General features: G+C 43.0%; 12 protein-coding genes and 1 pseudogene. 10 read left to right on the plus strand and 3 right to left on the minus strand.

Annotated elements, in window-relative coordinates; genetic code table 11:
- Nucleotides 1-85 precede the first annotated feature (85 nt).
- Nucleotides 86-1,516 (plus strand): glycosyl hydrolase family 28 protein, encoded by a 1,431-nt coding sequence (locus BWI44_RS12550; RefSeq protein ID WP_195209315.1) that lies wholly within the window; start codon nucleotides 86-88, stop codon nucleotides 1,514-1,516.
- A gap of 90 nt (nucleotides 1,517-1,606) precedes the next feature.
- On the opposite strand, the gene BWI44_RS12555 is transcribed toward BWI44_RS12550, so the two are convergent.
- Entirely contained in the window at nucleotides 1,607-1,942 is a 336-nt protein-coding gene (locus BWI44_RS12555; RefSeq protein WP_138292642.1) for a DUF4890 domain-containing protein, read from the minus strand.
- Between the two features lie 1,073 nt (nucleotides 1,943-3,015).
- On the opposite strand from BWI44_RS12555, the gene BWI44_RS12560 reads away from it, so the two are divergent.
- Both BWI44_RS12560 and BWI44_RS12565 read left to right on the plus strand, forming a co-directional pair.
- Nucleotides 3,016-4,326 carry an ATP-binding protein gene (locus BWI44_RS12560; protein WP_138292643.1) on the plus strand — a complete coding sequence of 437 codons (1,311 nt, stop codon included), beginning with the start codon at nucleotides 3,016-3,018 and terminating at the stop codon, nucleotides 4,324-4,326.
- A gap of 241 nt (nucleotides 4,327-4,567) precedes the next feature.
- Nucleotides 4,568-5,095 (plus strand): hypothetical protein, encoded by a 528-nt coding sequence (locus tag BWI44_RS12565; protein WP_138292644.1) that lies wholly within the window; start codon nucleotides 4,568-4,570, stop codon nucleotides 5,093-5,095.
- 76 nt (nucleotides 5,096-5,171) lie between these two features.
- On the opposite strand, the gene BWI44_RS12570 is transcribed toward BWI44_RS12565, so the two are convergent.
- Entirely contained in the window at nucleotides 5,172-8,978 is a 3,807-nt protein-coding gene (locus tag BWI44_RS12570) for a hypothetical protein (RefSeq protein ID WP_286814275.1), read from the minus strand.
- A 217-nt stretch (nucleotides 8,979-9,195) separates the two neighbouring features.
- Between BWI44_RS12570 and BWI44_RS12575 the strand changes: the two genes are divergently transcribed.
- The 5 genes and pseudogenes from BWI44_RS12575 (at nucleotide 9,196) to BWI44_RS12595 (ending at nucleotide 19,131) form a co-directional block, all read left to right on the plus strand.
- Nucleotides 9,196-12,567, plus strand: a complete 3,372-nt coding sequence (locus BWI44_RS12575) for a family 43 glycosylhydrolase (protein WP_195209317.1) — start codon at nucleotides 9,196-9,198, stop codon at nucleotides 12,565-12,567.
- Nucleotides 12,568-12,801: 234 nt separating this feature from the next.
- On the plus strand, nucleotides 12,802-15,147 hold the full coding sequence (locus tag BWI44_RS12580) for an alpha-L-arabinofuranosidase family protein (protein WP_229036186.1): 2,346 nt from the start codon (nucleotides 12,802-12,804) through the stop codon (nucleotides 15,145-15,147).
- A 186-nt stretch (nucleotides 15,148-15,333) separates the two neighbouring features.
- A pseudogene (locus BWI44_RS12585) lies at nucleotides 15,334-15,891 on the plus strand (glycosyl hydrolase family 28 protein); the annotation flags it as partial.
- A 93-nt stretch (nucleotides 15,892-15,984) separates the two neighbouring features.
- Nucleotides 15,985-17,427 carry a TlpA family protein disulfide reductase gene (locus BWI44_RS12590; RefSeq protein WP_195209318.1) on the plus strand — a complete coding sequence of 481 codons (1,443 nt, stop codon included), beginning with the start codon at nucleotides 15,985-15,987 and terminating at the stop codon, nucleotides 17,425-17,427.
- 90 nt (nucleotides 17,428-17,517) lie between these two features.
- A complete protein-coding gene (locus BWI44_RS12595) occupies nucleotides 17,518-19,131 on the plus strand; it encodes a hypothetical protein (protein ID WP_117707179.1) in 1,614 nt (537 codons plus the stop codon).
- A 124-nt stretch (nucleotides 19,132-19,255) separates the two neighbouring features.
- Here BWI44_RS12595 and BWI44_RS12600 read toward each other — a convergent pair whose 3' ends face one another.
- Entirely contained in the window at nucleotides 19,256-21,187 is a 1,932-nt protein-coding gene (locus BWI44_RS12600; RefSeq protein ID WP_195209320.1) for a glycoside hydrolase family 97 protein, read from the minus strand.
- A 340-nt stretch (nucleotides 21,188-21,527) separates the two neighbouring features.
- Here BWI44_RS12600 and BWI44_RS12605 point away from each other — a divergent pair, with 340 nt between their 5' ends.
- Together BWI44_RS12605 and BWI44_RS12610 are read left to right on the plus strand one after the other, a co-directional pair.
- The gene (locus tag BWI44_RS12605) at nucleotides 21,528-23,126 is read left to right on the plus strand and encodes an alginate lyase family protein (protein ID WP_195209321.1); all 1,599 of its coding nucleotides are present in this window, start codon (nucleotides 21,528-21,530) and stop codon (nucleotides 23,124-23,126) included.
- Nucleotides 23,127-23,178: 52 nt separating this feature from the next.
- Nucleotides 23,179-25,104 carry a glycoside hydrolase family 127 protein gene (locus BWI44_RS12610; protein ID WP_195209322.1) on the plus strand — a complete coding sequence of 642 codons (1,926 nt, stop codon included), beginning with the start codon at nucleotides 23,179-23,181 and terminating at the stop codon, nucleotides 25,102-25,104.
- Nucleotides 25,105-25,119: the final 15 nt, after the last annotated feature.

A 25,119-nucleotide genomic window follows, 5' to 3' on the forward strand; every position in this document is an offset into this window, starting at 1 on the left:
CTATTTAAAATAAGTGAATATTAGAGTGAGTGAATTCTTTTTATTATTCGTATTCATCTAAAATAAAACAATATAATATCATTATATGAGATTAAGAAAGTTCATATTCATCACAAGTATTCTGTTAGGTGCAATCCCAAGTGCAACCGCGCAAAACCAGTTAGTCACCTATCCGGCACCGGAAGGTGCCGAACTGATGAACGACTTCACCATCAAAGTGAGAGAAACTGGAAAAGACTGGAAATACATTGACACTTACCTTGTCAAAGTAGATGAGGTGCGGAATACTCAGCATAATGTAGAAAAAGCCTCCATGAGCTATTTCGACTTCTCCGGTGAAGTGGAAGTATCGGTAACCTTCAACCATGGCACTATTCAGACAGGGCGCGTTCGTCCACTCTCTTACCAAATCACTCCTTCCATATCCGGCAGCACCATGACCTTCAAACTGGATCGTCCGCGTAACTTGTCGGTAGAAGTGAATGGAGATATTTTCCATAATCTTCATCTGTTCGCCAATCCGATAGATGAGAATAAACCTAAGAAAATAAAAGATAAGAATCTGATCTATTTCGGCCCGGGCATACATACTTTCCCGGGTGACACACTAAACGTACCATCCGGAAAGACTGTCTATGTAGCAGGAGGAGCAGTAGTGAAAGGTCTTATCCAGGTGGTCAATGCACAGGATGTGAAAATATTGGGAAGAGGAATCGTGATTCCTGACCGCTGGGCCGGACTCCGCATCGTCAATTCCAAGAATGTAACGATAGAAGGCGTAATCAGTACCCAGTGTCCCACCGGAGGCTCAGACGGCGTGACAATACGGAATATAAAAGTCATCAGCTCCTACGGTTGGGGAGACGGACTGAATGTCTTCGCCAGCAACAATGTACTGTACGATGGTGTATTCTGCCGTAATTCCGACGATTGCACCACAGTTTACGGCACGCGTATGGGCTTCACCGGTGGCTGCAAGAATATTACTATGCAGAACTCTACCCTTTGGGCGGACGTGGCACATCCCATATTCATCGGTATCCATGGAAACACAAAGAATCCTGAAATTCTGGAAAACCTGAATTATATCAATATAGATATTCTGGATCATAAAGAGAAACAATTGGATTATCAAGGTTGCCTCGCCATCAATGCGGGAGATAATAACCTGATCCGTAACGTGCGTTTTGAGAACATCCGGATTGAGGATTTCAGACAAGGGCAACTAATTAATCTACGCATCTTCTTTAACGAGAAGTACTGTACAGCCCCCGGTAGAGGTATTGAAGACATTTTGTTTAAGGACATCTCCTACACGGGAGAGAATGCGGAAGTTTCCATGATTATCGGCTATGACAAGGAACGGAAAGTGAAAAACATTCGTTTTGAGAACTTGCAAATAAACGATGAAGTGATTTATGATGACATGCCTAATAAGCCTAAATGGTATAAGACCGGAGATATGGCACGCATCTTTGTGGGCGAGCATACGGAAGGGGTGACATTCCGGAAATAAAGTTTAATGAGGAATGAAGTCTCACCTTGCGGGGCATATTTACATAGCGCAGCAAAATTTTTCATTCTCATTCCTCATTTTTCATTAAACTCATTTCCCTCTTCTCTGTCCCCTCTGAGGCCTCATACTCTGATACTTTTTATACTGTTCGTCCGTCAGAATCTTTTTGAGTTTCGCATCTGCCTCATTACGTTTCTTCTCCATTTCCTCGCGTGAAGGTCTTTCGCCCGAAGCATCTCTGCTTGGTCTCATTTCCTCCATTACTGCCTTGAATTCTTTAGCCTGAGTCTCATTCAGTCCCAGGTCAGTTACCATCTGTTCGATGCGTTTTGATGGATCAGGACGTTCTCCTCTGTTTTCCTGTGCCATACCTACAGCCGTTCCCAAAAACAGGGCAAGGGCCAAACTTAAAATTTGCTTCTTCATAATTCTATTCTTTTAAAAGTGAGTTAATTCCATTCTATATATGAAACACGTATCTATGACAATATTCCCGGGATATAGTTTAATCCATAAATAGAAAAATCGACTAACAGAAGTTTTTTATCGATGAAAAAGAAAGTATTTATAACCAAAAACAGCATTCAGTCAGCAGGGCTACAAATAAAAGTTAGCCTCAACCTACTCCCACTACTCTCACTTTAAAAATAAGCCACTGATAATAAAAATATTAAGTGTGAGTGAGAGTAAAAAGCAGCGTGAGGGCAAGTGCCTTACTCTCACGTTTTTTTTATATTTTCATGTCACAACTTCCTCTGTTATAACGTAGTACCCTACATTTGGCGCATATATCGGATAGGTCTGAATCCAACGTTTTTCAGCCTTCCTTCCCCGCGTAAACGGCAGATATGCCCCATTGCAGTCAATTTCATCATGCCACACCCCTTTGGAAGTCACTTCTTGTCATCATGTGGTACTGACTAAAAGCAAAGGTATTAATTTGTTTTGCATTAGGGACTATTCTGTTTCCTCCTAAGGAACATCCCGTTCACCCTTAGGAATGATTGGGTGTTAACCTTGGTCAACCGCCCTGTTAACCTTGGTTGCTCGGCCTGTCAACCTTCATTAACGAGCCTGTTGACCAAGGTTAACACCCAATAAGACTTACTACAAAGACACAAAAGAAGCAGGGCAAAGTCAAGTGACTCCCTGCATATTTCTCAATTACTATTGAAGCTTTTACTCTGATATAAAGGGGATTTCAACTCCTACTCCACTTTATCATTCAGGAAACTTTCAAGCTGCCCTGCATAATAAAATGAAAGGTTATACAACTTAGAGCTAATCGTTGAAGTATAGACAAACATTTAATATAAAAAGACTGAATAAAGTCTAAAACCAAAGGGAAAATAGAGTTATTTTAGGTCAAAACCAAAGCTAAACTCAAGAAGAAAGAGCTCCACATTCTATTTTTGGCAACAAAACATAGAAAAACACTGAGTATTTCCTTTCATTTAGGAAAGAATTTCATATTTTTGTCCTAAATAAAAGGAAATCCCATGAGAAAAGATGTTATTAAGTCGCTTTTTGCTATCAAGCAGAGTGAAATTCCTTTCGATGTAATTGAACGCGATACAAAGTTACCGATAGATCGCAAAAAAATTATCACTATCCCCGGTGTGCGGCGCTGTGGTAAATCTACTTTGATGGAGATTGCCATAAATACGCTTGTCGAAAAAGGTGTGCCAAAAGAATATATTTTATGGTTGGGATTCGATGATGAACGTCTGAGAAGTATGACATCCGAAGAATTGGATGATGTCATTGCTTCATATATGGAGATGTATCCCAATATACCTATTAAAGATGTATATATGTTCTTTGATGAAATCCAACTCATCAAGGATTGGGAATATTTTATATTGCGAGTTTACAAAACTTACTGCAAAAATATCTATGTATGTGGTAGCAATGCAACAATGCTCTCAACGGAACTGAGTTCGGCATTGAGGGGATATCCACTTGAATATGAAACATATCCACTTTCATTCAATGAGTATTGCCGTTTCAGAGGAATCAGTACAAACAGCTACCTCGAACAGGACAGGGCAAAGTTGAGAGTCGCTTTCGAAGAATATAACCAAGAAAGTGCATTCCCAGAAATTGTACTGACCACCTCCCAATCAGACCGATTGAAACTGTTGCATGGCTATTTTGATACAATGTTATTGAAAGATTTGGTTGAACACTACAAAATATCAAATATAAGTGTAGTAAGATATTTTGTAAAGCGTATTATGGCGAATCTCACAAAACCAACATCAATAAATGCAATATATAAAGATATCAAGTCACAGGGGTTGAAAGTTGGCAAAGATGATCTATATCTATGGGCAAACTACATTTGTGACATATTTATGTTTGTTCGTATTTCCAAATATGATCGATCTTTGATTAAGGAACAAAAATCACTCGATAAGTATTACTGTATAGACAACGGCATACGGGGTGCAGTACTCCTGCCGCAAAGTAATGATAACGGAAAAAATTTAGAGAATACTGTTTTCATGCAACTGAATCGGGCAAAATTACCCTCAGATAAGATTTCTTATTACCAGAGTAATGGTGAATGTGATTTTGTACTCCAACGCAATGATGCCGTAGTGCAACTGATACAAGTAACCTGGGATATGTCAGATGAAAATACTCGCGAAAGAGAGATTGACGGAATTCTGGAAGCTTCAACTGCAACCGGATGTGCCAATCTGCTTATCATCACCAAGGATGAAGAGACAGTTATCGTACGAAAAAGTAAGCAAATCGGTGTTGTGCCAGCCTGGAAATGGCTATTACAAAACAAGTCTATTTAGGACTAAAACCAAAGCTAAACTCAATTTGCCAAATAAAAATAATTAGCAGAATAGTGAAACAAATCTATGTTTTCATTGTTGGATTGTGAAAAAACGTATCTTTGCAACTGAACGTGCGACATGATGTATCTTGTATATATACATGTCCTCTTCCGATGATTGAGTAACGCCCCGTACCTTTATAATATAAAACCATTATAGCCGTATAGGGATTGATTTAAAACTTATAATCAAACACTATATGGCTAATTGGGTATCTATAAAATCAGTAGCCGAAAAATACGGCATACCGGAAGAGCAAATCCACGAATGGATCAGGCTCCGTTATTTGACATGTTCCTCTATAGACACAGAACCTTACGAAGACGAGAATCCGTTAGTAGATACTGACGAACTTGACAAGGCTCTTGAATTTAACTCACTAAAATCTTGTCCTGACGATGCCCTTATGGAGAGAGTGCGAAAAGAGCACTTGAGTTGGCTCTATCAGGAGAAAGCACGCTTAGAAAAAATCAACAACTGTTTATTTGAGATCAATGATTATCACACCCAACGGGAAGCTGAGTTGGAAGAGAATTTTGAAAAGTTGATGAATTATACCAATGAAATCCTCGCGTTACATAAGAAAATAATAGAAGATTATGAGAACATGATGAAAAATCACGAGAACATAATGAAAGATTGCGAGAACATGATGCCTGAAAAAGGGGGATTTTGGTCTTCCCTCTGCCACTTGTTTGTCACGAAAAAGAACAAAGCCCTCATCTAACCAATATATACCCCGTTTTTACAATCCTTTTCATCTTGTGAATACGGAGCTCGTGATGAACTCCGCATTCTTTTTTTTAATCGCATACTGTATGTTCTTCACGCAGCAGCACACCTTCTTTCCATTCTGCCATTTTTACAGCAGGTATACCTCCCTCCTCTTCCATTCTTGAAAAATAGAACCGTTGTTCCCTGCCATCCTTCAGTGTTACAATCAGTTCATCTGCCGAAGGAGCAAATACAGACTGTACGCTATTCTCTTTTTCAAAAGGCTCTATAACAGTCAGGTAACGAACTTGAGCAGCGTCCATGCGCACCCCGAAAGTAATGCGCCTTTCAGCCTCATCACCCAGAGGATAATCTCCACCGATAACTGTTTTCAGACGGACGGCCTGAAGCCCATCCAAATCAAAGGTATATTGAGCAGGAGTTTCAAAACCTGCATTCACAGGCTCGGCAGGAAGCCCCCAACTGTAGTTTTCTCCACTGATATTGATGCGGCCATCGGCATAGTCTCTAGTATTCCCAAAAGGATTCTCTTGCACGTTGTTCTTGACAACCGGAAGATCAGCAAGGCGAATTTGTTTACCGTCTTTCGTTTCCAGAATGGCTTCTGCCCAGAACAGAGTTTTAGAACGGTTGGCATGTTGAGTAGCGGAGGACAGAGTTAGTTTCCGGATACCCGTAATATCAACATCCACCTTTCCTTCGCCCAGAATCCAAGCACCGAAACTACCTTCGGCAAGTAGTTTACCATCTCCCTCTACCATGTACTTCAGGTTGCGCTGCGTTCCGTGATCTTCGGGAGCACGCCCAGTGAAAGCTGTGCGTTGGGTATTGGGCCAGGCATTGTAAATGTCCATATAAAGATTTCCCGTTTCACCGGATATGCGCGTTCCACGGTTGTCGGCATCCGGACCGAACTTCGTCAGGAAGCTGGCTTTCAAAGTTCCTGTTACGGAATAGTGGTTGACATCCGTCACCAAAGGGGCGGCACTTAAAGGGTCAGTGCCGAGCTGTGCCGTATGAGAGATATGCTCTTTTTGATCCGCAGTAAGTCCCAGCAAGCCTTTCACTTGGAACAGTAGGTCGAAACGGTGCTGCTTGTCCTCCATGCTCTTGTCATAGTCGGCAAGAACAACATAATCATCGGTAACCACCATCAACCGGCGTTGGAAAATGGGTTCGGTAAATCCGGTCAGCACACCGAACTCCGGATGTTTATCGGGAATAGGGAAATAGCGGGCTTCCCATTCCGTCTTTTCTTTAAAATCTCTCGGACCTTTCATGCTGTGGCGGAGTCCGCCGTATGCCGGATAACTCCATGCGGCAGTGCCTTCTACACAACCCGCCTGAAACAAATCGCCCGTATGGAACAGGCTACGCTTACTATCGTCAGCTTCCTGCTGTTTCAAGTCGACGGTAACCATGTTTTTGGAGATGCTGGTCTGCACATAGAAGTTGTACATGTAGGGGGCATAGCTGTACCATACCATTTCGGGATTGTAGAAGCTACGTCCGTAGCGCATCAATGACAGTAATCCGGTCCGGTCGAAATGTCCGTGATAACCTCCATGGGTTCCATACTTCAATACAGCCTGAATCTTCTCGCGGGCATCCTTTTGAGTGGAACGCAACATCAGTGCTCCGGCATTGTCGGCATAAGCTCCGCGCACTTCGGCGGGTTCCGCATCGGGCAGTTCCGGTACACCGTAAATCAAATCGTTCCTTTTAGGCGTCATACGTATGAATGCCGCATATCGCGGATCACGAAAAGCGTAATAGGCCATTTCGAAACTGTCTCCGCCCACTTCACGTTCCGTAGCGTCGTTGATGCCGAATATCCAACCGCGATAATCAAGGAAGGGAAGCAAGGCATCGGACATCATCTTGATGGTGACATAAGGCTGATGAATAGGGCCGCGAATACGGAAACTATGACCGTGATGCAAATTACGGCGATCTGCGTCTTCATTAGCACCTACCTTATCATATTCAGGGGTAAGATTATAATCTACCGGAAATTTCTCTGTCAATAAGGAATAGCCGAAAGGATTCAAAGCCAACCCTATCTGTACATATTCACTTGCCACCCACAGGTTGTAACTGACGGTACACTCGTACCACCATCCATCGGGCATAGTGTAGGTGCGGAATTTATCTATCAGACAGGAGGGAGCATAAAGCACTTCATCCACAAGCTGGAAGTCCTGAATGGCGAGGGCGCAAAAGAAAACACCTGTCAGTTGGGATACAGCCCAGTTGGCGCCCCCAGTACTTTTATAACGGAGAAATAAGTCTATATAGAGCCGGAACGTATATTCAATTTGCGTACATTCCGCATCAGTCAGTATTCCGGCATCCTGAATCAAATCGTATGCCTGCGCCAAATGCTGGAAAAAGTGCCCCTCTTGAACAGACGACTGGTGGGAAGCTTTCCGGGTAAGCGGAAAACCGTTCTGATAATCGCTTATCATCAACAAGAACTGCTTCACTTTGCGGGCATACTCCAGGCTACGGGTCAGTTGCCAGGCTATGGCGTTATTCATCAAACCATGTTCGTGGGTGGTGGCACAAAGATAAGGAATACCGTCTCCATTAGCCACATAAGGAGGACGCAGGGGCACAATCCATGCTTTGGCATCCTGTATATAACGCTCTTTACGATCTTTCGCCCAATCATAATTTTCAGCTTTCCTTCGCACTTCATCCCATCCTTCAGCCGTATGGATGGTAAACGGATGCGGCATGCTGCGCAGGGTGGTAAACGTTAATGTCCGGACTGCGGCCGGATTGGCAGAAGGAAGAATCTGCAAAGTTTGTTTTTCCCTCCCTCCGGCAGGGATACCCGGTGGGACTATCACGCGTACATTCACTTTTCGGGTTTCACCGGAGGCTAATTCCAACTGTGCAGGTTCAACGGTGGCAGGAAAAGCCTCCCAACCATATTTCTGAATGGAAAAGTAAACAGACTGCGATGTCGGTTCACAATTGGTGACGGTCACCGGATAAACAATGGTATCGCCGGGTTCACCGGGTCTTGAATAACAGTCAGCTGTTGTTTTCACAGAATTTCCTTCCAGCAATCGGGTGGAAAGTACTTTAACTTTGCCCCCACCTTCACCGGACAGGCGGAAGGCAATGGACTTTATACGCCGGATGGTACTCTGTGACGCTTTGGGAGTATCAAAAACGGAAAAAGGAATAAGTAACCTGCACTCTCCATTCTTCTGCCTTTGCAGAGTGAAACGGGCACACCGGGTATCGTATATATTTTCCTTGTTCAAGTCCGTTCCTACTTTCAGATTTTTGGCGGAAGCAAAAACTTCCACAGGAATATTATCCACACCGGTCAGTTTCAGATTAACTTCCAGAGCGTAATAAGACATCAGATCAATGACGGACTGATTGACATAAGGATGTCGAGGCCCGTCCGGTTCCGTATAAATAAAAGTGCCATCAGAAGAGCACGTCCAGTCTTTAGCCAAGCCCTGCCAGTTCTTTCTGTCGGTAAAGATTCCGGTCTCCAACTTTTGACGAACTATGGAAACATCATAAATCTTGCCCACGGACGCCGTCTCGTCATACGCTTCAAAACGAACAAGTGCGGAAGACTTGCCCTGCAAGACAGAATCCGGAATGGGATATACTACCTCAAACAGTCCGTGACGGTTTCGGTTTAATCCTTCCGTATAAAGAAGAGTACCGTTTACGGAAATATTAAATAAGAACTTCTTTCCTTTTTCGGGTTTATCCTCACCGGAATATTGAACCACCAATAATTGCGGATCTGTGCCCGAAGTCTTCAACTGAAAGGTATTTTGGGCGGATGCACATAAAGCAACAAAGGTACATACCAACGTTAATAATGTCTTTTTCATCATGAAGTATCTATTGATTATTTCAATAAACTACGAATGAAAGCGATTTGTCACTCATTCTAATTGCTATCAAAGATACATTTTCCACCGGAAAAACAAATGATAGCCATATTATTTCAATTGGTAGTAAGTGCAATTCATTCTCAGTTCGTATTAACAAGAAGAAAGGAACCGAAAACAGATAATAACTTTAAATATAATTTTAGTACAGATGTATATCATGAAACAACTCTTACTACTTATTCTGCTTGCCTTAACGGCAATGCCGGCAGACGCACAGGAATATCCGAAAGTGATTTTGCCGGGTGATTATCCCGACCCTTCCATCATGCGCGAGGGGGAAGATTATTACATGACTCACTCCCCTTTCTTCTATGCACCGGGATTTTTAATCTGGCATTCAAAAGACCTGGTGAACTGGGAACCCGTGTGTCGTGCATGCCCCGAATACGAAGGTTCGGCCATGGCTCCCGATTTGCTGAAATATAAAGATAAGTATTACATCTACTACCCTACTTCCAAAGGCGAAAATTACGTCATTTATGCCGACAACATCCGCGGCCCGTGGAGTAAGCCTGTAAAGCTGGATGTCAGGGGAATTGACCCGGGACATGTGATAGGTGAAGACGGACGCCGTTATCTTTTTACCAATAATGGCTGGGTAGCACCACTGAGCGATGACGGGCTAAAAATAACAGGTGAAAACAAGAAGGTTTACGACGGATGGGTATATCCCAAAAACTGGGAAACAGAAGGAGATGATATGTATCTAGAATCTCCCAAACTTCTATTCAAGGATGGCTATTATTATATGACTTCCGCCGAAGGAGGTACAGCCGGACCTGCCACCAGTCACATGTGCGTAATGGCGCGTTCCAAAAGCATCCTTGGCCCTTGGGAGAACTCTCCTTACAATCCGGTGGTACATACGTACAGTGCCACCGACAACTGGTGGTCAAAAGGTCATGGCACACTGATAGATGATGTCAACGGTAATTGGTGGATGGTATATCACGCTTATGCGAAAGGTTATCACACCCTGGGACGGCAGACTTTGATAGAGCCAATGGAATATAGTCCTGATGGATGGTTCCGCCCGACCAGGACTGCTGCATCCCTCCCCGCCGATCCGAACATCAAACACGGATTAAATCTGAATGATGATTTTACGGAAACAAGTTTAGGCATGCAGTGGACTTTTTGGAAAGAGTATGCTCCCGGTCAGCTCTCCTTCAAGAATCATACACTCCGGATGAATGCTAAAGGCAGTTCGCCGGCTGACGGCCGTTTGTTACTCATTACACCCGAAGATAAATGTTACGAAACCCAGGTCGATGTACAGGTAGGCAAAGACAATAAAGCCGGATTAGTGCTCTTCTACAATGAAAAGGCTTTTGCAGGCGTGATATCTGACGGGAAGAACTTCACTGTATATAGAAACGCTGAACAGACCGAAACCATTCCCAATAAGATAGGACGAAACTTTAAGGTGAAATTGCTAAATCAGGGGAATAAAGTGAAAATGATGGTCAGCAAAGACGGTAATGCCTGGACTGTATTGGCAGAAGATGTAGACGTCTCGGATATGCACCATAATAAATACAAAGGATTCTTTGCTTTGCGCGCAGGGTTGCTTTCTTGCGGAAAAGGAGATGCCGGGTTCAGTCAATTCCGTTACCGGAATGCCGTTCCGCAAGAGAAAGACATGAGTGCGTATCTGATGGTTTTTCATAAAGATGAAACTCACGGCCTGTACATGGCTGTCAGTCATGACGGATACACTTTTACAGCCTTGAACGATGGTGAACCGGTGATTGCCGGAGATACAATTGCTTATCAACGAGGAATACGTGACCCGCATATCTATCGCGGACCGGACGGAGCTTTCTATCTTGCAATGACAGATTTACACGTCTTTGCGCAAAGAGACGGCTACCGGACCACCCAATGGGAACGGGACGGCAAATATGGCTGGGGGAATAACCGCGGACTGGTACTTATGAAATCATGGGATCTGATAAACTGGAAACGCACGAATATCCGCTTCGATAAAATGTCGGCAGGGATGAGTGAAATAGGTTGTGCCTGGGCACCCGAAGTGACTTACGATGCACAAAAAGGCAAACTGATGATTTACTTCACCATGCGTTTTCGCAATGAGGCAAACAAGTTATACTATGTTTATGTGAATGATGAATTCGACACCATCGAAACACTGCCCCAGATTCTATTCGAATATCCGAATGAAAAGACTTCGGCCATTGACGGAGACATTACGAAAGTGGGTGACAAATATCACCTGTTTTATGTTGCCCATGATGGTCCGGCGGGTATCAAACATGCTGTTTCGGACAGGACGAACGGAAATTATGAGTTCGACCCGCGATGGTATGATTTTGAACCCAAAGCATGTGAAGCTCCTAACGTATGGAAGCGTATCGGTGAAGACAAATGGGTATTGATGTATGACGTATATAGTGTTACTCCACATAATTTCGATTTCATTGAAACATTCGATTTCGTAAACTTTAAAAACCTGGGACGCTTTAACGAAGGAGTGATGAAAACCACCAACTTTACAGCTCCCAAGCATGGAGCAGTCATCCACCTGACAATGGAAGAAGCAGAAAGGTTGGAAAGCTACTGGCAGAAGAATAAAAGAAAGTATGTATCTACGGCCTCTATCCGAAAGAATCCGATACTCCCGGGATTCTACGCCGATCCGGAAGTGATGTATTCCGAAAAAACAGGAAGGTATTATATTTATCCTACGACTGACGGAATACCGAACTGGGGAAGTACAGCTTTCAAGGCGTTCTCCTCGGACGACCTCGTGAACTGGAAAGAAGAAGGAGTTATTCTGGATTTAAAGGATGTATCCTGGGCTAAGAAAAATGCATGGGCTCCCTGTATTATTGAGAAGAAACAGGCGGATGGCAATTATAAGTATTATTACTATTATACGGCAGAACAACAAATCGGAGTAGCCGTTGCCGATAGTCCGACAGGACCTTTCATAGATTCGGGCAAACCCCTGATCGACAAAGTACGCCCCGGAGGTATGAGTAAGGGACAGAACATCGACCCGGATGTCTTTACGGACCCTGCAAGTGGCAAGACGTATTTGTATTGGGGGAATTATTATATGGCTGTATGCGAACTGAATGAAGATATGGTGTCAATCAAACCAAATACAACAAAGATTCTGATAGACAATGATGCTTACTATAGCGAAGCGGCCCATGTGTTTTACAGAAACGGTTACTATTACTTTACCTGGTCTAAAAATGATACCCGCAGTCCAGAATATCAGGTACGCTATGTACGTGCCAAGTCTCCGGTCGGTCCTATTGATGCATCTAAAAGTGAAGTCATACTATGCAAAAAGCCTGAGCAGGGAATTTTCGGTACAGGACACCATTCTGTACTGCCACTTCCGAATAAGAATGAATGGCGTATAGTCTATCACCGTTTCAAATTTCCGGATGCTGTGACCATGGGAAGAAATGCCGGATTCCATAGGGAAGTATGTATTGATAAGCTGGAATTTGACGAAAACGATTCTATAATAAAAATAGTGCCTACATTGTAAATTATAACAAAATGAAAAGACATCTTTTATCTGGACTTTTATGTATATGTGGAAAAAAACGATTTTTGGGGACCAAATCCAAAGCAAGTAATACTAAATCTGACTTCAATTGCGAAGATTAACAAACAATTCCACCGATTTATTGAGTGTATTTCAAACAATAATCGTATATTTAGAGGCGAAATCTATTTGATACACTGAGGATTGACTTTATCCCACTAATAATTATACCATATGAGACACACATTTATCGCTTTAATGGCCTTGTTGGCAGCAGGCAATTTATCTGCCCAACCAGAGACTCCTATTCGCATTGACATCAATGCAGGAAAGCAGATCGCAACCGTTACCAAACGTTTTAACGGTACTAATATCGAAGACCTCAACAATCAGACTAATGGAGGAATGTTCAGCCAGCTGATTCATGGGGAAGCTTTTGAAGAAAACATTGATGTGGATTTCCTAAACCTCGAGCGGAAAGACTATTCTAAAATCTACGTCGTGCTGGATGAAAGACGTATTCCGCATCTCTTGAATCAATCTAATGTGTACAGTAGGATCAACTGGAATAATCTTGGTGAGAAATATGATTTCAACTCTAATGACATTTATTCTGCCGGAAGATATGGCGCACCTGAGAATCTTTCGGGATGGATGTTCCCCGGTCGTTTTCTGGTCTATGATTCTCTTCCCGAAAACATTCAGAAGATTATGATGACACGGATCAATGGCAACGAACAGGTTTCAAAATACTGGTCGAAGCTGACTTCCGGAAATCCTCAATATAAATACGAATTGATACGTGACGGAAAGGCTTATATGGGACGCCAGACACAACGCATCTCTTTCGCCGCCGGAAACGGTGAGGTCGGTATTACCAATCATGGCCTTTATCGCTCGGGGATTATGTTCGAAAACGGGAAGTCTTATGATGGCATCCTGCGGATAAAAGCTGATAAACCGACTACCATCTATGTATCCCTTCGTGATGAGAACAACAATATCCTAGCTGAAAAGCCTTATCAATTGAAAGGTGACGGTTCTTATGAAAAGGTTGTTTATGAACTGACACCGAACGGGGCTACTATTAATGGCAGCTTCGGCATCTCACTCAAAGCTCCCGGCACCGTTGACCTCGGATTTGCCTTCTTGCAACCGGGCACATGGGGACGCATTGAAGGTGGATGGCCTATTCAAACTAAATTCACTGATGCACTGAAGAAGCAAGGCATCACCGCCTTCCGCTATAATGGCTCTATGGTAGACGTTGGTGCGGACACCTATCTCTATCGTTGGAAACTGATGCGTGGACCGATAGACGAACGCCGGATTACCTTCCGTAGTGGTTTTAATCCTTATGCTACCCATAGCTTTGGGTTCATTGAGATGCTTCAGGCAGCCGAAGCCATTAATGCAACAGCCATCATCGGTATGAGCATGAACGAGAGTTACGAGGATATCCGCGACTTCGTAGAGTATGTCAACGGACCGATAAGCTCGAAGTGGGGAGCCTTGCGTGCAGCAGACGGACACCCTCAGCCCTATAATCTTAAATATATTCAGGTAGATAATGAACGTGGCATCTCCAGAGGGTATGTAGAGTGCATGAAGAAGTTTGCAAAGGCTGCGTGGGAAGCTGATCCCAATATGTCGATTATGACTTCGCTGAATATTGGAGGCAATGGATATAAGCGAGGTGGCACGGAGCAGCAGAAGCAGGAGATTGCACGCCTACGTACACAATTGACTGAACTCGAACAGGCACCTTCAGGTAAAGAGAGAGAAATACGCCGGATGCAACAACAGATTCGTCAGCAGGAAGAGAACCTGGGTAGACAATACGAGCTTTCTTCCGAATTGGCAGGATGGTTCGTTGCTCAAGGTAAAGGCGACAAACTGGCTTGGGACCCTCACTACTCGGGAGCTCGCGAGTTTGCCGACAGAGGAGATGCCTTCCTGAATGAAATGGGTATCAACCTGCAACGGGAACTGGCTAAGGATTATCCCGGCTTCAAGCTAAAACTGCATCCGATGGAAGAGAACGGCAGCCGTTGTGACTGGGATCGCGGATTGGCACATGCGCACAACTGGAATACCCTGCAACGTTACGGAGATTGCTTCCAGATGCTGGGTACCGCAAATACCTTCCAACCACACGGACTACAATATATGTGGGATCAGGGACGCATTCATTACACGCCCGATGCTATATGGTTCCAACCTTCCGCTCACATCGATGAGATGATGATGAAGACCTGGAAACCAAATGTGGTACAATCATCGAGCAGCGACCAAAGCCTGGACGTAACAGCTAAGATAAATGATGCAAAGACGGAAATGACCATCTATGTAGCCAATATGTCCGACCAACCTCAGGCAGCAATCCTGAATATTGAGAACTTCCGTTTCGGTAGCCGCGCAGAGGTGCAGACCATCGGTAATTGTGAACTGACGGAGTATAATACGTATGAGAATAAGGACAATGTAGTGTTTAAGTCTTCAAAGGCTTCTATTGCCCGCAAGAATGCCAAGTATGTATTCCCTAAATATTCGTATACGGTTATTACACTGAAGAAGTAGATTTCGACTTGCTTGTGATGGAACAGACAACGGTTATTCTATGTATAGGGTAACCGTTGTTGTTTTCTTGATAACTATCATTCTCACAACAGATACTAAGGAAGGATTGAGTAGACTTCGCTTTTCATTCGTATGATATAAAGTCAGAAAATCAAAGATTTATGAAACAGATATTGAAAATAGCCCTCGGATGACTGCATAGCCCTTTATAACCACCGCTGGAACTGGTGGGACGGCTCGGGCGACATCACTGTGCAGAACTCCATACTTTGGGCAGATGTAGCGCATCCTATCAACGTAGGTGGTCATGGCGATCCGGACTCTCCTACGGGAGAGGTGATTGAGAACCTGATTTTCCGTAACATAGATATTCTGGAACACGATGAAGACGCCCCTCCCTACCAAGGTTGCATGGCGATAGACTGCGGTGACAAGAACCACGTTCGCAACATTCTGTTTGAGAACATCCGGGTAGAAAGCATTCAGGAAGGACGACTGTTCTACGTGAAAGTGCGTTTCAACGAGAAGTACGACAAAGTACCGGGTAACAGCATCGACGGAATAACCTTCCGCAACATCACTTATACGGGAATTGGCGAAAATCCCTCTGTCATCGAAGGACTGGACAAAGAACGAACCGTAAAAAACGTGACATTTGAAAATGTAGTAATCAATGGAGAACGGATGAAAGACCTGAAAAGAGTAGGAACCAATGATTTTATAAAAGGGATTAGGATAAAATGAACAATCACGGAGAAATAGCAGGAAATAATTGTCCCGGTGTAACCTTATCACTATTTTAGCGTCTCAGATTATGAACCAAATGAAAAACAAATAATGAAATTTATCAAAACTTTATGCCTTGGCGGCATAGTAACCACTATGCTCTTGAGCGGATGTACCCAGAAGAGCATTACTTTAGAAGGCAAAGTAACGAATACATCCGGCGCTCCCATTGTATATAACATCACTACTGATGACATTTACTTACCGAACAAGATTGATACTTTACGTTTAAATGCAGACAGTACGTATCAGATTACCTTACCTGTAAACGGTAACGAAAAGCTGTCTCTTTTTCTATATGGTGAGCGAAACTTAGGTAGTATCTATCTTGCTCCGGGAAAACAGACGCTTGATATCGATGCTTCCAAATTTAATGAACTAAACCCGGTTGACGGTTTGACGAAAGAAAATAAAATCCTCAAGAAGTTGGCTGATCTGAATGAAAACGTATTTAATCTGCGTGCACGCCGGGGAGATATCTTTAACGTCGGTAAGGACACAGTTGCCTCATCCGTATATCAGAAGCTGACAGACTACGCCACTACATTAGAAAAAGAAGTGGCAGGGGTGGACGATCAGTTCAGGCAGAGAGCCATACAGGATATACGCTTACAGGCTTTGATGGCATATATGAATCAATATTTCGGTAACTACCGGAGAGGTTCCGAAACGGTCAAGAAGGAATGGGACGACGCTTACGCCCAGATGTTGGATTTTGCAAACGTCGGTCAGGCTGAAAGCGTGTTCTCTCCTGCATTTGCAGATGTCATATCGAATATGGCAGGCATAGATATTTTCATGCAACATGAAAGGCGCACGAATGATGACAATGAACGCAATCAGCTGTTATTCTATTGGTATAAAACAAATCTGCAAGGCCGGGTACAGGAGGCTGCAATGGGACTTCTCATTCTGGAAGACGAAAGCCGTGAGTATTTTGCAACCGGTATTCCTTCATTGTATGAGGAATTCAAGACATTATATCCCCAAAGCGTGCTAATGCCGAAATTAGAAACAGCGATACAGAAGAACAAAGCGTTCAATGAAACCGAACTTCCGAAAGACATTCATATATTGAATACGGACAGTGTACGCACCTTTAAGGAAATTACTGACTTATACCCGGGTAAAGTGATCTTCATCGACGTATGGGCTACCTGGTGCGGTCCTTGCCGTGCTTCGTTTGCACACATCAAACCTTTGCAGAAATATGCTGCTGAAAATGATATCGTGTTATTGTATGTTTCCATCGATACTCCCCAGAAAGCTGAACTCTGGAAAAAGATGACAGGGCACTATAACTTAAAAGGAGAGCATGTCATCATCAACGAGGCTTTCAAAATGGAAATTTATGAGAAGTTCGGGCGGAACAGTATGTTATCAATCCCGCATTATGCCATCGTCAATAAAGAAGGAGAGCTACAATTCCCATCGGCAGCCAGCCCGGAAGATATGGATAAGCTGACGGAACAACTGAAAGAAGCCTCTAAATGAACGATTATTAACGAATACTAAGACTCATCGAAATACAGCAAAAACAGGCTTATTCTTCGTTCGTATTAATACTGTAAAAAACAAAGAACCATGAATAGATATAGACTGCTTTTTTCAATCATCCTCTTGCTGTTCCTCTCTCCCTGTTTGCGGGCAGGGGAATGGCAATGGTCTGTGACTCTTGATGGGTTTGTCTCTAATGAAACGAACCGGAATCCTACAGCTTTCTTGTGGATACCCGCTGACTGTATGCAGGTAAAAGCAATTATTGTAGGACAACACAATATGAGCGAAGAAACTCTTTTTGATAATCCCCTTTTCCGCGAAAAGATGCAGAAGCTGGGAATCGGCTTTGTATGGATAACTCCCGGTATCGATCAGCAATGGGATGTATCGAAAGGCACACAACAGATATTTGAGAAAATGATGTTCTCCCTGGCAGACGTCAGCGGATATAGTGAACTGAAAAATGTCCCCATCGTTCCCATAGGCCATTCGGCTATGGCTACTTATCCCTGGAATTTTGCCGCATGGAATCCGGAACGTACTTTGGCTATCATTTCCCTACATGGCGATGCTCCGCGTACGAATCTTACCGGCTACGGGCGTGAGAATCTGGAATGGGGACGTACTCGTAATATCGATGGAATACCCGGACTGATGATTGAAGGAGAATATGAATGGTGGGAAGCCCGAGTAAATCCGGCACTGGCCTTCCGCATGATGTATCCTGAAAGTTGTATCTCATTTCTGTGTGACGCAGAACGGGGACATTTCGATGTGGCAGATGAAACAGCCGCATACATTGCTCTATTTCTGGAAAAAGCTATCAATCAACGGCTGACGGATGAAGTAACGAAAGACGGTAAAGTAAAACTGAATCCGGTAAACCCAACCAAAGGCTGGCTGGCAGAACGCTGGCATCCCGATCAGAAGAAGCGAGTCAAAGCCGCCCCCTATTCACAATATAAAGGTGATCCTCATGATGCTTTCTGGTATTTTGACCGTGAAATAGCGGAAGCGACTGAAGTACGGTATACGCAAAGCCGCGGAAAGAAAGAACAGTATCTGGGTTTTGAGCAAAACGGCAGTTTACTGACATACGACAAGAAACAGCATGTACGTGTACAGCCCCGCTTCAATCCGGAAGCCGATGGAATCACTTTCCACCTGAAAGCCGTATGTACGGATTCCCTGAGAACCAAACTATCTGATGAGCATACAGATGCGACACCGATAATCAGTCGCATCTGTGGACCAGTAAAAAAGGTAAATGACACCACATTTATGGTATCTTTCTATCGGATGGGTATGAATAATCTGCGCCGTACCGGTGATATATGTCTGTTGGCAAGCCAGGCAGGAGACCGGAAGTATAAAAGTGCTGTTCAGGAAGTCAGTATCCGCATCCCCTACCGGAATACGGAAGGACAAAGGCAGTATATATTATTTCCAAGATTACCCGATGTGAAAGCGGAAAGCAGTTCTTTATCTTTAAAAGCCACAAGTGATTGTGGACTGCCCGTCTCTTACTACATCAAAGAAGGTCCAGCTGAAATAGAAGGAGACCAAATTGTATTCACTCCTATCCCACCCCGCAGTAAATTTCCGGTAAAAGTAACGGTAGTTGCCTGGCAATATGGTATTGCTGGTAAAGTACAGACGGCCGAACCGGTGGAACGTAGTTTCTACATCCTGAAATAACTGTAACCACCCAATAGAGGATGTTTATTTAATAGGTTCGGCCGTTTGAATCTTAGGTGCTGCACTCCTACCATACTGCCACACCACTACCGTAACTTTTTATCTATCTCTTTTACATGTTTCATCACAACTTCTGTTGTTTATAGGTTTTCAAAGATTTATCCTTAGTCACTTCAGGCACTAAACGAATGGCAGAACCTCCCGAAGCCCTCAGATTAAAATACAGAACAGTCTTGGCATTGACACGGAATTTTGAGACTCTGACTTTCGTTCGTGTAGGAATAGATTTGTCGCCATCTGTATAAATTTCAGCTACATAATCTTTTCCTGCAGGCAGAAAACTCAAATCAACCGGTAACGTCCGTGCATCATTATTTGTAATTGAGCCTATGAACCATTCCTCTCCTCTCCGGCGAGCCACAGTAATAAACTCACCGACTTCACCTTGTAAAACCTTCGTATCATCCCAGGTGGTGTACACATCATCAAAGAACTTTAATTCCGGTTCGTCCTGCGAATCCGAAGGCTTATCATACCAATATATATATTGCAGGGGACTATAATAGACAGCTGCTAATGCCAATTGATGCGCCGGTGTAGTCTGAATGGACTTAGAACGGGGAACACCATAATTATCTTTTTCAACGTTCAGCCTGCCAAAGTCCTGGCGATAGTAACATATCGTATAATCGGCTGCTCCGGCTACAAAGCGGGTAAAAGGCAACGTAACATTATGAGTGGCATCCGGAAATTCTTCATTGCCGCGAATACCTTCCTGAGTCATCAGATTAGGATAGGTACGACTAAAACCTGTCGGACGATATTCATCATGAATGTCTACCATCAGCCCATAATCAGCACACTTTTTCACGGCTTCGTGCATCCATTTAGTCCACACCTGTGAACCTACCTGCACGAATCCAAACTTAATTCCCGAAATTCCCCATGATTTATACAAAGGGAGTATCTCATCCAACTGTTGCTGCAAAGCCCGCTGATTAACATAGAGTATAACTCCGATGCCATGCTGCTTCGCATAAGTAACCACTTCTTTCAGATTCAGAGCATCTATTTTCGGATTCCTACGCGGATCAAGTGTTACGGTAGTAGCATCTGAAGCCTTATCATACTCAAAACCATACCAACCGGCATCAAAGTGGATATATTGCAGATTCCGTTTTACAGCAAAGTCTACCAAAGCTTTTCCACCTTCTGTGGTCAAGGTCACTTCACGCATCACTTTTCCTGGTTTAATCCAGGAAGTATCCTTAATCCGACATGGCGGATTCAAATTTAACAGAATATCATTGTGTTCCAAAATCTCACCCGGATTGTCAGCACACATGATTACACGCCACGGAGTAGAATAAGGAGCAATATCTTCTACCGGACCATACATAGCCGATATAATCGTATTCTTTTTAGTCGGTGACACATTGAACTTCGTACGTACATAATCCACCACTTGGGCTTCAGCTAGGCAGACATATCCTCCATCTGCCAGTGTCAGCAGTAACGGACGGTCCGATTCACCCGGCCAGTTTTCAAGAGGCAGATAAGAATACGGGGTCTGGGCTTTGGGGGTAAAATAAGCTTTAGTACCTTCGGGCATGGTATATTCTGTATACTCATCTGTAATCTTCAGATATTGTCCGCCCGGAAAATGGTAACGGAAGGCAATTCCCTCATCATAAGCACGGACATCAAGAATCAGCTTATCACGTCCGTTCTGACGGTTGACAACTATTTTCCATGCATGATAGCAGTCTTTAATTTCACTTCTTTCCCCATAAACCGGATGCCAGATCGTATCTTTCCGACTACTATCCACAGTTCCTATTTCAACTCCATCCCGCCATTCTACATTTGCATTGATTCCCAATAAGGAAGGTTTTACTGTCTGTTTGCCATTCCAAGTCAAAGAATAGTGTAACTGTCCACCGCTATCACTCAACGTAAACTGGTATTTTCCATCCGGTGATGTCATATTCACCTCTTTGCCCTGTACACTCAGAGACAAAGCTACACATAATACGCCTACAAATAATTTTTTCATTTCAGAATTCTACTTTATATTATTACTTTACATATCAACCGCCTCAAAGATGCTTTCATACCATAATTCATATTTCAATGTTATTAAATTATAGTTCTTCCAGACCAGCATTTAAAATAAAAACGAATAAGCAAGCTCTTTTACTCAATATGGATCGTAACTAAATTCATCTATTTCCGCCTGAAAACACATTTTAACCTCATAATACACTATTCATAGAATGATTTTCCATAATAAAACTAAAAAGTATAATACTGCTTTAGGTAAATTCGCACATAATAAGCTATATAATACATATTGACTTCTATCTAATATGTATTAACCTTATTATTTTAAGAATATGATGAAAAAGAAATTTATTCCGTTATTTATTCTTCTCTTTTATATGCTGAATATAAACAGTCAAGAGTTTATTCATCCGGGCTTACTTCATTCTGAGTCCTCATTAAAAAGAATCCGGGAACTTGTTAGAAATGAGACCCAACCGGCTTACGGTTCATTCAACATCATGCGAGGAATGCCTGAGGGAAAAGCTGATTATCGCATAAAAGGACCTTTCGAAACTATCAGCCGTGCCGGTAAATATGGTTATACCAAAGATCCTTGTGAACGAGATTTTAATGCAGCTTATTACAATGCCATTCTTTGGATAGTCACAGGAAAAGAGCCTCATGCAGACAAAGCAATGGAGATTATCAGAGCGTATGCAAGTACCCTAAAGAAAATAGAAGGTCCGGACGATCCGCTTTGTGCCGGCCTTCAAGGATTTATGCTGGTAAACGCAGCAGAAATCATGAGATATACATATACAGCAGATAAATATGCCAACGGATGGGATGTAAAAGATACGCCCAAAGTAGAAAACATGTTCCGAAATGTATTCCAACCTATACTTACTACTTTCTACAATACCAAACCTTACACCAACGGTAACTGGGGAATTGCAGTAACGAAGGCACAAATGGCATTCGGAGTATTTCTAAACGATAAAAAGTTGTATGAAGACGCCATAGAGTTTTTTCTGAAAGGCCATGACAATGGAACTCTTCCCAACTACGTAGCAGAATCCGGCCAAATACAGGAAAGTGGACGTGACCAACAACATGCTATGTTAGGGTTAGGATGCCTCTCGGAAATTGCTGAAATAGCCTGGACACAAGGCAAAGATCTGTATAATGCTTTGGATAATCGCCTTATGAAAGGTTATGAATATCTGGCCAAATCCAATCTGGGTTATGAAGTACCTTTCTTTACTTGGAAAGATATAACCGGAAAATATTCAAACTGGACTACGTTAGGGGAAGAAGGAATGGGACGTTTCCGCTCATTATTTGAAATAGCATACAATCACTATGTTGAACGCAAAGGGTTAGAAATGCCATATACCCAAATTGTATTGGGTATGATACGTCCTGAAGGACCGGGATTTACCTGTGACAACCCGGGCTTCGGCAGCCTGTTGTTCTATTTGGGAAAGGACTCAAATGAAAGAAAAATTCCCGGACAAATAAATGAGGATCTTTCTCAACTGGAAGGATGGACTTTCGCCAATTGCTCTTATAAGCAGGTAGATAATCTAATGTCATTTGTATCATCCGGAGTAAATATGCAAAAGAAAAGGATTTCCTACCAGGCAGGGAACTATCCGTATATTGCTGTAAAGGCACCCAAGATTCCAGCATCCGCAAATAAAGACTGGTTACAATTAAGCTATAGTGTTGCCAGTGCTCCGGAATTTTGGAAGTTAGATTCAGATAAGGCTAAAAAGATAGAAAAAGATATCTATGTATTTAAGATTACAGACTATCTGTCAAATAATGGAACGCACTTCACAGAAAGGCCAACAAACATTACTCTTATTCTCAATTTTGGGAATATCAGTAATGAACCAGTAATTGTGGAATGGATTCGTTCATTTGAAAAGCTGGAAGATATTTGAGTAATATATTTCTCTCCTTCGTATATATAAAGAAAGAATTAATAAAAAAGTTATGAGAAATAAGAGTTTAATCCTAATAACAATCTGTGCGGCTCTATCAACCGGTCTTTCCGCTCAATCCATTTATCCCGGACAGCATACCGGGAAAATGAAAAAAATGACAACCGCACCGATGCAGGTAGAAAGTTTCGACTTAAAAGACGTACGTTTATTGCCAAGCCGCTTTCGCGACAATATGATGCGTGATTCTATTTGGATGACCTCCATAGCAACCAATCGTTTGCTGCACAGTTTCCGCAACAATGCCGGAGTATTTGCCGGACGTGAAGGCGGATATATGACCGTAAAAAAACTGGGCGGCTGGGAATCACTGGACTGCGAACTGCGTGGACATACAACAGGGCATTTACTATCAGCCTATGCGCTCATGTACGCATCTACCGGAAGTGAAATATTCAAGTTGAAAGGTGACAGCCTTGTTACAGGTCTGGCAGAAGTACAAGCAGCTTTGGGAAACGGGTATCTCAGTGCATATCCGGAAGAATTGATTAATCGGAACATACGTGGGACAAGTGTATGGGCACCCTGGTATACATTACACAAGCTCTTCTCCGGATTGATCGACCAATACCTCTATACAGATAACAAACAGGCATTGGAAGTAGTTACCCGCATGGGCGACTGGGCTTATAATAAACTTAAACCACTGGATGAAGCCACCCGAAAAAGGATGATACAGAATGAATTCGGCGGTGTGAACGAATCTTTTTATAATCTTTATGCCATCACCGGCGACGAGCGTTATCAATGGCTTGCTGAATTTTTCTATCACAATGATGTTATCGATCCGCTGAAAGAACAACGCGATGATTTAGGAACAAAGCACACGAATACCTTTATCCCAAAAGTTCTTGCCGAAGCACGCAACTACGAGTTGACGCAGGATAATGGCAGTCGGAAACTGACTGATTTTTTCTGGCATACCATGATAGACCATCATACCTTTGCACCGGGATGCAGCAGTGATAAAGAGCATTATTTCGATCCACAACAATTATCCAAACATCTGACCGGATATACCGGTGAGACTTGTTGTACATACAATATGCTGAAACTCAGTCGCCACCTGTTTTGCTGGACAGGAGATGCCAAAGTTGCCGACTACTACGAACGTGCACTCTATAATCATATCCTTGGGCAACAAGACCCTGAAACGGGAATGGTATCCTATTTCTTGCCTTTGCTCTCCGGCTCGCACAAAGTTTATAGTACCCAGGAGAATTCCTTCTGGTGTTGTGTAGGCAGTGGTTTCGAAAGCCATGCTAAATATGGAGAAGCTATCTATTATCACAATGACCAGGGAATCTACGTAAACCTCTTTATCCCGTCAGAAGTAAACTGGAGAGCGAAAGGAATAACTCTGCACCAAGAAACAAGTTTCCCTGCAGAAGAAAACACAGCATTGACCATCCAAACGGACAAACCTGTCACCACTACGATTTATCTGCGCTATCCATCATGGAGTAAAAATGTGAAAGTAAACGTCAATGGAAAAAAAGTATCGGTAAAACAGAAACCGGGATCATACATTGCCGTAACCCGCCAATGGAAAGACGGTGATCGTATTGAAGCTAATTATCCGATGAACCTGCAACTGGAAACAACGCCGGACAATCCACAAAAGGGAACCCTGCTATACGGACCGCTGGTATTGGCCGGTGAAGCGGGAACAGAAGGTATGCAAGCTCCGGCACCATTCTCTGATCCGGCATTATATAATGATTACTATACTTACAATTATCATATCCCGGCCGAACTGAATACTACATTACAAATAAACCGGAAACACCCCGAACACAGTTTACAACGTACGGGTAAGGAACTGATATTTAAAGCATCACAGGGCAATGTTCTAAAGCCACTGTATGACTTACATCACCAACGTTATGTTATATACTGGGATTTAATAGAAAAGTAGAAATAAAATAAATAC

Origin of the sequence: Bacteroides sp. Phil13 (assembly GCF_001940965.1) — a bacterium.
GTDB lineage: Bacteria > Bacteroidota > Bacteroidia > Bacteroidales > Bacteroidaceae > Bacteroides > Bacteroides intestinalis.